The sequence below is a fragment of the Actinoplanes sp. NPDC004185 genome, assembly GCF_053603475.1.
This window is the reverse complement of the sequence record NZ_JBSGFR010000001.1, coordinates 194,487-206,337: the sequence shown is the minus strand read 5'-3', so window position 1 is coordinate 206,337 and position 11,851 is coordinate 194,487. Positions and strand designations below refer to the sequence as shown.

General features: G+C 69.6%; 6 protein-coding genes. All 6 read left to right on the top strand.

Annotated elements, in window-relative coordinates:
• Positions 1 to 25: 25 nt before the first annotated feature.
• The 6 genes from ACWEOZ_RS00875 to ACWEOZ_RS00850 all read left to right on the top strand — a co-directional run bounded on the left by ACWEOZ_RS00875 (position 26) and on the right by ACWEOZ_RS00850 (position 11,849).
• Positions 26 to 940 (top strand): carbohydrate ABC transporter permease, encoded by a 915-nt coding sequence (locus ACWEOZ_RS00875; RefSeq protein WP_360822117.1) that lies wholly within the window; start codon positions 26 to 28, stop codon positions 938 to 940.
• An 11-nt stretch (positions 941 to 951) separates the two neighbouring features.
• A complete protein-coding gene (locus ACWEOZ_RS00870) occupies positions 952 to 1,920 on the top strand; it encodes a carbohydrate ABC transporter permease (RefSeq protein WP_451908694.1) in 969 nt (322 codons plus the stop codon).
• Positions 1,921 to 2,043: 123 nt separating this feature from the next.
• Positions 2,044 to 3,654 (top strand): glycoside hydrolase family 13 protein, encoded by a 1,611-nt coding sequence (locus tag ACWEOZ_RS00865; RefSeq protein WP_451908693.1) that lies wholly within the window; start codon positions 2,044 to 2,046, stop codon positions 3,652 to 3,654.
• Between the two features lie 42 nt (positions 3,655 to 3,696).
• On the top strand, positions 3,697 to 6,447 hold the full coding sequence (locus tag ACWEOZ_RS00860; RefSeq protein WP_451908692.1) for a discoidin domain-containing protein: 2,751 nt from the start codon (positions 3,697 to 3,699) through the stop codon (positions 6,445 to 6,447).
• A 72-nt stretch (positions 6,448 to 6,519) separates the two neighbouring features.
• Positions 6,520 to 10,347, top strand: a complete 3,828-nt coding sequence (locus ACWEOZ_RS00855; protein ID WP_451908691.1) for a discoidin domain-containing protein — start codon at positions 6,520 to 6,522, stop codon at positions 10,345 to 10,347.
• A gap of 71 nt (positions 10,348 to 10,418) precedes the next feature.
• Positions 10,419 to 11,849, top strand: a complete 1,431-nt coding sequence (locus ACWEOZ_RS00850) for a serine hydrolase domain-containing protein (protein ID WP_451908690.1) — start codon at positions 10,419 to 10,421, stop codon at positions 11,847 to 11,849.
• Positions 11,850 to 11,851 lie beyond the last annotated feature (2 nt).

Below are 11,851 nucleotides of genomic sequence, written 5' to 3'. Positions count from 1 at the left end.
CCCGGACACCCCTGAAGGAGCGAAGATGGCGGTTCTGACGGCGGCCCAGGTGCGGGAGTCCCGCACGGCCCGGCTGCGCCGGAAGATCCAGGACAACCTGCTGGCGTACGCGTTCATGGCGGCGGGGCTGCTGTGCTTCGCCTTCTTCTCCTGGTATCCGCTGGTGCGGGGCGTCATCCTCAGTTTCCAGCAGAACAACTTCGTCGTCCCGCCGTACTGGGTGGGCCTGGAGAACTACCAGGCGCTCTTCGACGACCCGCTGTTCTACACGGCCTGGAAGAACACCCTGCTGTTCACCGGGCTGGCGCTGGTGTTCGGTTTCGTCCTGCCGTTCTTCATCGCGGTGCTGCTCAACGAGTTCCGCCACTTCAGCGGCTTCTTCCGGATCCTGGTCTACCTGCCGGTGATGCTGCCGCCGATCGTGGCGGTGCTGCTCTGGCGCTACTTCTACGACCCCGGCAACGGCCTGTTCAACTCGCTGCTGCGCAGTGTGGGCCTGCCGGAGTCCCAGTGGACGCAGTCGTCCAGCACCGCGATGATCTCGCTGGTCCTGGTGTCCACCTGGGCCAACCTGGGCGGCGCGACGCTGATGTATCTCGCCGCGCTGCAGGGCATCCAGGGTGAGCTCTACGAGGCCGCCGAGCTCGACGGCGCCAGCGTCTGGCAGCGGCTGCGGCACGTCACGCTCCCGCAGATGCGCTTCATCATGCTGGTCCTGCTGCTGCTGCAGATCATCGCGACGATGCAGGTCTTCATCGAGCCGTTCGCGCTGACCGGCACCTCCAACCCCGACACCATCACCGTGCTGGTGCTCGTCTACCGCTACGCCTTCACGGTCAACCAGGACTTCGGCCTCGCGGCCGCGATGAGCATGCTGCTCTTCGTGGTGCTGGGCGCCTTCTCGGCGCTCTACCTGCGGCTGACCCGGACTGCGGACTGAGGGGAATTCCGATGACACTGACCGCCCCGCCGCAGACCCCGATCAGCGGTGCCACCCCGGCGCCGGTCCCGCCGCGCCGCAAGCGCAGGCTGGCCGGCACCAACCCGGCCACCCGTACGCTGATCTCCAGCGTCGACCTGCAACGCCACCGCGGCCTGTACTTCACCGTGCTGGGCCTGACGATCACCGTCTTCGTGCTGGTCTTCCTGGTCCCGCTGTACTGGATGTTCGCCAGTGCGGTGAAGTCGCCGGCCGAGTACGCCCTGAGCACCCCCACCTTCATCCCGCACTCCTGGCACCCGGAGAACTACGCGACCGCGTGGGACAACATGCGCATCGCCAAGTACTTCACCAACACGGTGCTGTACGCGGCCGGCGGCTGGCTCATCGCGCTGATCTTCGACGTCGGGGTCGCGTACGCCCTCAGCAAGCTCAAGCCGATCTTCGGCAAGGTCCTGCTCGGCGCGGTCCTGGCCAGCCTGATGCTGCCGGCCTCGGCCCTGCTGGTCCCGGCCTACCTCACCGTGGTCGACGTGCCGCTCATCCACGTCAACCTGCTCAACACGCCCTGGGCTCTGTGGTTGCCGGCCGCCGCCAACGCGTTCAACGTCTACGTGCTCAAGCGGTTCTTCGACCAGATCCCCGACGACCTGCTCGACGCGGCGTCGATCGACGGCGCGGGCAAGCTGCGCCAGCTCTGGTCCATCATGCTGCCGCTGTCGCGCCCGGTGCTCGGCGTGGTCTCGATCTTCATCATCATCGCGCTCTGGAAGGACTTCCTCTGGCCGCTGCTGGTGCTGCCGGAGCCGGACGCGCAGACGCTGAGCGTGGCGCTGAGCCGGCTGGCCAACACCAGTCAGGTGCCGCCGACCGAGTTCATGGCCGGGCTGGCCATCGCGAGCGTACCCATGATCGTCGTTTTCCTGATCTTCCAGCGCAGCATCATCGGCGGACTCTCCGCGGGCTCGATGAAGGGCTGATCCCCACCCGGTCCCCAGACGGTCAGCGTCGACCGCAGCGTCGCTACCCAAGCCTGGACTGACAGTCGGCGGAGCCCCGTGCGCCCTCCTCGTCCCGTTCAGAAACCCAGAAAGCAGGTCATCGTGGCTCATTCCGACCAGGATCCCTGGTGGCGGGACGCCGTCATCTACCAGGTGTACCCGCGCAGCTTCGCCGACAGCGACGGCGACGGCATCGGGGACATCGACGGGATCCGCGCTCGCCTGGGCCACCTGTCGGATCTCGGCGTGGACGCGATCTGGATGAGCCCGTGGTACCCGTCCCCGATGGCCGACGCCGGTTACGACGTGGCCGACTTCCGCGACATCGACCCGGTCTTCGGCACGCTGGCCGGCGCCGAGGCGCTGATCACCGAGGCGCACGCCGCCGGCATCCGGATGATCGTCGACATCGTGCCCAACCACATCTCCAGCGAGCACGTGTGGTTCAAGAAGGCCCTGGCCGACCCGGCCGCCCCGGAACGGGAGCTGTTCTGGTTCCGGCCCGGGCGCGGGCCGTCCGGCGACGAGATGCCCACCGACTGGGTCGGCGAATTCGGCGGCAGCACCTGGACCCGCACCACCGACCCGGACGGCACTCCCGGCGACTGGTACCTGCACCTGTTCACCCCGGAGCAGCCCGACCTCAACTGGGAGCACCCGACGGTGCGGGCCGAGTTCGAGGACATCCTGCGGTTCTGGTTCGACCGCGGCGTGGACGGCATCCGGATCGACTCGGCCGCCCTGCTCATCAAGGACCGGGACCTGCCGGCCGTGGTCGAGGGCCGGCCGCACCCGTTCCACGACCTGAACGAGGTGCACGACGTCTACCGGGCCTGGCGCCGGATCTCGGACAGCTACCCGGACCGGGCGCTGATCGGCGAGGTGTGGATGCCGGAGGTCGAGCGGTTCGCCAACTACCTGCGGCCGGACGAGCTGCACGCGGCGTTCAACTTCGACTTCCTCGGCTGTGCGTGGGAGCCCGGGCTGATGCGCGAGTGCATCGACCGGACCCTCGACGCGCACCGGGCGATCGGCGCCCCGGCCACCTGGGTGCTGTCCAACCACGACGTCACCCGGCACGTCACCCGGTACGGCCGGCAGATGACCACCTTCAGCTTCGAGAACAACCTCGACGGCAGCCCGGTCGACCTGGAGCTCGGCACCCGGCGGGCCCGCGCCGCCGCGCTGCTGTCGCTGTCGCTGCCCGGCGCCACCTACGTCTACCAGGGTGAGGAGCTGGGCCTGTGGGAGAACGAGAACATCCCGGTGGAGCAGCTCCAGGACCCGATGTGGGCCCGTCGCGGGCACAGCCGGGACGGCTGCCGCGTGCCGTTGCCGTGGAGCGGTGACGAGCCGCCGTTCGGCTTCTCCACCGCGACGCCGTGGCTGCCGCAGCCGCCGGAGTGGAAGGACCGCACGGTCCAGGCCCAGACCGGCGACCCGAGCTCGATGCTCGAGCTCTACCGCGGCGCGATCAAGCTGCGCCGGGCCGAGCCGGGTCTGCACACCACCGACATGGCCTGGCTGACCGTCGCCCCCGGGGTGCTCGCCTACACCCGGGGACCCGGATTCGCCTGTGTCCTCAACATGTCCGACGTCGCGGTCGCGCTGCCGGACCACCACCGATGCCTGCTCGCGAGCGGTCCGCTCGACGGTGACCTCCTCCCCCGGGACACCGCCGTGTGGCTGCACCTGCGCACCGAAAGGAAGTAAGCACCACCGAGGGGGCTTGGCCACCTGATGAAAGGGATCCCCATGGCCAACCGCACCGCCTACCTGTCCCTCGCGATACTCACCGCGGCGTCCGCCGTCACCGCCGTCATCGCCGGGGCGGCCTCCCCGGCCGCCGCGGCGGGGCTGTCCCCCTTCGACATCGCCGATCGCGGCGCCACCGTGCCGTTCACCGAGATCGAGGCGGAGAACGCCGCCACCAACGGCACGAGGACCGGCACCAGCCGCTACTACGGCCAGCTGTCCTCCGAGGCGTCCGGTCGTGAGGCCGTCACCCTGGACAGCGCCGGCGAGTACGTCGAGTTCACCCTGACCAAGCCGGCCAACGCGGTGACGTTCCGCTACAGCCTGCCCGACGGCAACAACGGCGCCGGCCGGGACGCGACCATCGACGTCCGGGTCGGCCCCTCGGTCGTCCGGACCGTGCCGGTGACCTCGAAGTACAGCTGGTACTACGGCGGTTACCCGTTCAACAACAACCCGGGTGACAGCAACCCGCACCACTTCTACGACGAGGCCCGGACCATGTTCGGGACCACGTACGCGGCCGGCACCAAGGTCCGGCTCCAGGTCAGCTCCACCGCGCAGTCGCCCAGCTTCACCATCGACCTGGCCGACTTCGAGAACGTCCCGGACCCGATCGGCAAACCGGCCGGTGCCGTCGACGCCGTGGCCCAGTTCGGCGCGGACCCGACCGGCGCCACCGACTCCACGGCGAAGATCCAGGCCGCGGTCAACGCCGGTGGCACGGTCTATCTCCCGCCGGGCAATTACACGCTCTACAGCCACGTCATCGTGGACCGGGTCAACCTCGTCGGCGCCGGCCCCTGGTACACCGTGCTCGGCGGACGGCACCCCACCCAGCGCAACCTGGCCGCCGGTATCTACGGCAAGTACAACGGCCAGGGCGGTCCCAGCCAGAACGTGACCGTCAAGGACCTGGCCGTCATCGGCGACATCCGGGAGCGGGTCGACGACGATCAGGTCAACGCGTTCGGCGGGGCGATGTCCAACTCGACGATCGACAACGTCTGGATGCAGCACACCAAGGTCGGTGCCTGGATGGACGGGCCGATGGACCGCTTCACCATCAGGAACAGCCGGATCCTGGACCAGACGGCCGACGGGGTGAACTTCCACATCGGCGTCACCAACTCCACGGTCACCAACACCTTCGTCCGCAACACCGGCGACGACGGGCTGGCCATGTGGGCCGAGCGGGTCCCGAACGTGGGCAACTCCTTCACCCGCAACACCGTGGTCGCGCCGATCCTGGCCAACAACCTGGTCAGCTACGGCGGCCGGGACATCGTGATGACCGACAACGTCGTCTCGGACACGGTGACCAACGGCGGCGGCATCCACGTGGCCAACCGCTACCCCGGCGTCAACGGTGCGACCGGCGTGCAGGGCACCTGGACGCTGGCCCGCAACACCCTGATCCGGGCCGGCAACTCCGACTACAACTGGAACTTCGGGGTCGGGGCGATCTGGTTCTCCGCGCTCAACGAGGCGTTCCAGAACCCGACGATCACCATCACCGACACCGACATCCTGGACAGCTCGTACGCGGCACTGATGTGGATCGAGGGGCAGACCAACGGCATCCACTTCGACAACGTCAACATCCAGGGTGCCGGCACGTACGCGCTGCAGGTGCAGGCGCCCAGCCAGGTGAGCTTCAACAACGTCCGGGCCAGCGGCATCGCCCAGCCCAAGCCCATGCACAACTGCGTCGGCTCCGGCTTCCAGATCACCCGGACCGGCACCAACACCGGCTGGTACACCGACGCGCCGGACTGCGGACCGTGGCCGGCCCCGCAGTGGGGCAACACCACCACGCCCCCGACGACTCCCCCGACGACCCCGCCGACCACCCCGCCCACGACGCCCCCGGCGACCGGGAACCTGGCGCAGGGCAAGGCCGTCACCACGTCCAGTACCTCCGGCGGCTTCGTCGGGGCCAACGCGGTAGACGGGAACGCGGCCACGTACTGGGAGAGTGCCAACGGTTCCTTCCCCCAGACCTTCACGGTGGACCTGGGCTCCTCGCAGGCCGTCGGCCGGCTGGTGCTGAAGCTGCCGCCCGGCTGGGAGACCCGCTCCCAGACCATCGCCGTGGCGGGTTCCACCGACGGGTCGTCCTACTCGTCGCTGGTCGGCGCGACCGGCTACTCGTTCAACCCGACAGCGACGATCAACCTGCCCGCGGGGAGCCGTCGCTATCTGCGTCTCACGTTCTCGGCCAACACCGGCTGGCCCGCGGGTCAGCTGGCCGAGCTGGAGGCGTACGCGGACGGCGGCACCACCACGCCGCCCACCACCCCGCCGCCCACCACGACCCCGCCGGCTCCCACCGGCAACCTCGCCGCCGGCCGTCCGGTCACCGCGACCAGCCAGGCCGATGTCTACGCGCCGGCCAACGTGGCCGACGGCAACGCGAACACCTACTGGGAGAGCAGCAGCAACGCCTTCCCGCAGTCGCTGACGGTGGACCTGGGCCAGGCCCGCTCGGTCTCCCGGGTCGTCCTCAAGCTGCCGCCGGCGGCCGCCTGGGCCACCCGGACCCAGACCCTGTCCGTGCTGGGCTCGGCCGACGGCTCGTCCTACAGCACCGTCAAGGCATCCGCCGGCTACACGTTCAACCCGTCCTCCGGTAACACCGCGACCGTCGCTCTGCCCGCGACCTCGCAGCGTTACCTGCGGCTGACGTTCACCGGCAACACCGGCTGGCCCGCGGGCCAGATCTCCGAGTTCGAGGCCTACACCTCGTAGCGAGCCGGGGAGGGCGGGACCCACCGAGCCCGCCCTCCCCGATCCCCCACCCAAGAAGGGCGCGCTCCCACCATGTCCAGAGTCAGAAAGCTGCTAGCCGCCGCCATAGCCACCACCCTGATCCAGCTCGTCCTCCCCGCCTCCTCCGCCGCCGCGGCGGGCCCGAACCTGGCCGCCGGCAAGACGTTCACCGCCAGCAGCGTCGCCGACGTGTACGGCGCCGGCAACGCGGGCGACGGCAACGCGAACACGTACTGGGAGAGCCAGAACAACGCCTTCCCGCAGTGGCTGCAGGTGGACCTGGGCGCGTCCGTCAGCGTCAATCAGGCCGTCCTCAAGCTCCCGCCGGCCGCCGCCTGGCAGACCCGCACGCAGACCCTCACCGTGCAGGGCAGCACCACCGGCTCCGGCTTCGCCGATCTCAAGGCGAGCGCCGGCTACACCTTCAACCCGGCCTCGGGCAACACCGTGACCATCGACTTCGGCGCGGCGACCGCCCGCTACCTGCGGCTGAGCATCACCGGCAACTCCGGCTGGCCGGCCGGCCAGATCAGCGAACTCGAGGTGTACGGCCCCACCGCCGGTGACACCCAGGCGCCCTCCGCACCCGGCGGACTGGCCCTCACCCAGCCGGCGAGCGGGCAGATCCGGCTCACCTGGAACGCGTCCACCGACAACGTGGGCGTGACCGGCTATGAGGTCTACGCCAACGGCACGCTGCGCACCACCGTGGCCGGCAACGTGCTGACCTATCTGGACAGCCAGCCCGACAGCGCCACGGTCGCGTACTACGTGCGGGCCCGGGACGCCGCCGGCAACGCGTCCGGCAACAGCAACACGGTGACCCGCGCCGGACAGGGCGGGGACAACACCGCGCCGTCGACGCCGGGCACGCTGTCCTACACCCAGCCGGCCGCCGGGCAGATCCGGCTCGGCTGGGGCGCTTCCAGTGACAACGTCGGCGTGACCGGCTACAACGTCTACGCCAACGGCACGCTGAAGACGACCGTCACCGGGCTCACCTACACCGACAGCCAGCCCGACAGCGCGACGGTGTCGTACTACGTCAAGGCGCGCGACGCGGCCGGCAACGAGTCGGCGGCGAGCAACACGGTGACCCGTACCGGCACGGTGACCAACGGGACCAACCTGGCGGTGGGCAAGCCGATCGAAGCGTCCTCGTCCATCTTCACCTTCGTGGCCGCCAACGCCAACGACAACGACACCGCCACCTACTGGGAGGGCAGCGCGTACCCGGCCAACCTGACGGTCAAGCTGGGCGCCAACGCCACCACCCAGTCCGTGGTGGTCAAGCTCAACCCCGACACCGCGTGGGGCACCCGGCAGCAGACCTTCTCGATCCAGGGACGCGAGCAGAGCGCCACCGGGTTCACCACGCTGGTCGGCTCAGCGACGTACACCTTCAACCCGGGCACCGGCAACACGGTGACCGTGCCGGTGAGCGCGACCGCCGCGGACATCCGGCTCAGTTTCACCGCCAACACCGGCGCGCCGAGCGGCCAGGTCGCGGAGTTCCAGGTGATCGGCAACCCGGCGCCGAACCCGGACCTCACGGTGACGGGCCTGTCGGCCTCGCCGGCGTCGCCGGTCGAGACCGACACGGTGACCCTGTCGGCCACCGTGCGCAACGCGGGCAGCGCGGCCAGCCCGGCCAGCAACGTCAACTTCTACCTGGGTACGGCCAAGGTCGGCACCGCGAACGTGGGCGCCCTCGCGGCCGGAGCCTCGGCCACGGTCACGGCGGCCATCGGCGCGCGCAACGCCGGCACCTACGTCGTCAGCGCGAAGGTCGACGAGGCCAACACGGTCGTCGAGCAGAACGACGCGAACAACTCCTACACCAGCCCCACCAACCTGGTGGTGGCCCCGGTCAGCAGCTCCGACCTGGTCGCCTCCGTGGTGAGCTGGTCGCCCGGCAACCCGTCGGCGGGCCAGACCGTCACCTTCTCCGTGACCATCAAGAACGAGGGCACCCAGGCCTCGGCCGCCGGCGCGCACGGGGTCACCGTCACCGTGCTCTCCGACTCGGGCGCCACCATCAAGACGCTGACCGGCTCGTACTCGGGCACCCTGGCCGCCGGCGCGTCCTCGCCGGCGATCAACCTGGGCACCTGGACCGCTGTCAACGGCAAGTACACCGTGCGGACCGTGCTCGCCGACGACGGCAACGAACTGCCGGTCAAGCGGGCCAACAACACCAGCGAGAAGCCGTTCTTCGTCGGTCGCGGCGCGAACATGCCGTACGACATGTACGAGGCCGAGGACGGCCAGACCGGTGGCGGTGCCGCTGTGGTGGGCCCGAACCGTACCGTCGGTGACTTGGCCGGTGAGGCGTCCGGCCGCCGGGCCGTCACGCTCAACTCGACCGGCAGCTACGTGCAGTGGACGACCCGGGCCAGCACCAACACCCTGGTGGCCCGCTTCTCCATCCCGGACAACACCACCAGCTCGATCAACGTCTACGTCAACGGCACGCTGAACAAGACGCTCCCGCTCACCTCGAAGTACGCGTGGCTCTACGGCAACGAGACGGCGCCGCAGAACTCGGGCACCGGCCCGCGCCACATCTACGACGAGGCGAACATCATGCTGGCCGGCACGGTGGCCGCGGGCAGCGTCATCAAGCTGCAGAAGGACTCCGGCAACGGCGGGAACATCGCGATCGACTTCATCAACACCGAGCAGGTCGCGCCGGTCGCCAACCCCAACCCGGCGACGTACGTGGTGCCGGCCGGCTTCGACCAGCAGTCGGTGCAGGCGGCGTTCGACGCGGCCCGGATGGACAGCGGCAAGACCGGCGTCTACCTGCCCGCCGGTGACTACCAGACCTCCAACAAGTTCCAGGTGTACGGCAAGGCGATCCAGGTCGTCGGGGCGGGCCCCTGGTACACGCGGTTCCACACGCCGGAGAACCAGTCGGAAACCGACGCCGGGTTCCGCGCCGAGGCCTCGGCCAACGGCTCGACGTTCAAGAACTTCGCGTTCTTCGGCAACTACACGATCCGCCAGGACGGCCCGGGCAAGGTCTTCGACCTGGCCAACGTCTCGAACATCACCATCGACAACATCTGGGCCGAGCACACGGTCTGCCTCTACTGGGGCGCCAACACCGACCGTATGACGATCAAGAACTCGCGGATCCGCAACCTGTTCGCCGACGGCGTCAACATGACCAACGGCAGCACCGACAACCTGGTCGACAACAACGACGCGCGGGCCACCGGCGACGACAGCTTCGCGCTGTTCTCGGCGATCGACGCGGGCGGCTCCGACGAGATCAACAACGTCTACTCCAACCTGTCCACCACGCTCACCTGGCGCGCCGCGGGCATCGCGGTCTACGGCGGCTACGCCAACACGTTCAAGAACATCTACATCGCGGACACCCTGGTCTACTCGGGCATCACGATCAGCTCGCTGGACTTCGGCTACCCGATGAACGGCTTCGGCGCCGACCCGCCGACCGTGTTCGACAACATCTCGATCGTGCGGGCGGGCGGCCACTTCTGGGGCGCCCAGGTGTTCCCGGCGATCTGGGTCTTCTCCGCGTCGAAGGTCTTCCAGGGCATCCGGGTGAGCAACGTCGACATCGTCGACCCCACCTACTCGGGCATCATGTTCCAGACCAACTACACGTGCCCGACCTGCCCGCAGAACCCGATCAAGGACACCGTCTTCACCAACGTCTCGATCACCGGGGCGCAGAGGAGCGGTGACGCGTACGACGCCAAGTCCGGCTACGGCATCTGGGCCAACCCGATGCCGGAGAGCGGTCAGGGGCCGGCGGTCGGCTCGGCCACCTTCACCAACCTGCGCCTGAGCAACAATTTCAAGGACATCGAGAACCCGACCAGCACGTTCACCATCATCCGCAACTAGCCACCGCGGCGAGAGAGGCCCGCACCGATAATGGTGCGGGCCTCACGCGTACGCCTTGCTAGGGTCCCTCGGTGCCCTCTCACCGCCCGCTGTTGCCCCGTTCGACGCCGGCCGCGTCGGGGGTGTCGTCCCGCGCGATCGGGGCGCTGCTGGACCGGCTCGAGGCGCGGTCCGTCGAGGTGCACTCGATCATGGTGGTGCGCCACGGGCACGTCGTCGCCGAGGGCTGGTGGGCGCCGTACGCGGCCGCCCGCCCGCACCTGCTCTACTCGCTGACCAAGTCGTTCACCTCGGTCGCCGTGGGGCTCGCGATCGCCGACGGGCTGCTCTCGCTCGACGACCGGGTGGTGGACGTGCTGCCCGACCACGTGCCGGCCGGCCTCGGCGAGCAGGGCCGCCGGCTCACCGTGCACCACCTGCTGTCCATGACCACCGGGCACACCAGGGACAGCCTCGCCGAGGCCTGGGAGCTGGAGCCGGCCGACCTGGTCAAGGGCTTCCTGCGCGTACCGTTCCCGGAGCCGGAGGGGAACCGGCACGCCTACGACAACGCGACCACCGGCGTCCTGGCCCGGATCGTGGAGCGGGTCACCGGCCGGGGTCTGCCGGAACTGCTCGACGAGCGTCTCTTCCACCCGATGGGCATCGACCACGCCGAGTGGGACCGGTTGTCCAGCGGCGCCGTCTTCGGCTTCCACGGGCTGCATCTCACGACCGAGGCCGTCGCCGCGTTCGGCCAGGTGCTCCTGCAGGGAGGCGCCTGGGGCGACCGGCAACTGATCCCGCGCACCTGGGTCGACCTCGCGACCAGTAAGCACGTCGCGACCCAGCCGGACCCGGAGCTGCTGCCCAATCCCGACGGACTGGCCGGGTACGGCTACCAGTTCTGGATGTCACGGCACGGTTATCGCGGTGAAGGCGCCTACGGGCAGCTGTGCGTGGTCGTCCCGGCCCACGATCTTGTGGTCGCCGTGACCGGCGGCGGCGACCCGAACCAGGAGATGCCCGGCGCATTGTGGGAGCTGCTGCTACCGGGCCTGGACAACCCGGGAAGCGCCCGGGACGACGAGGTCCTCGCCGAGCGGCTGGGCCGGCTGTCGTTCCCGCCGCCGGCCGGCCCGGCCGGCCGGTCCCGATCCGCCACGGCCGCCATCGACGCCTCGGCCGAGGGTTCGGCCCTGCCCGACGGCACCACGGTGGTCGCCGAGCCGGTCGACGGGGGATGGCATCTGCAGCTCGGCCCCTCGCTGAAGCTCGCCGCCGGTCACGGTGACTGGCGGGAGAGCTCACCGCTCGGCCGTCCGGTCGTCGCCGCCGGCGCCTGGCAGGGCGACACGTTCATCGCCGAGCTCTTCGTCATCACCAGCCCGCACCGGGTCCGGCTGGTGCTCGACGCCGGCGCCGGCGTAGCCATCGCCACGTGGAGCACCGTGCCGCTGACCACCTCGGACCTGAGGTCGCACCTGCGGTCGCCGCTGATGACCCGGCCCGACGTCGCGTAGGG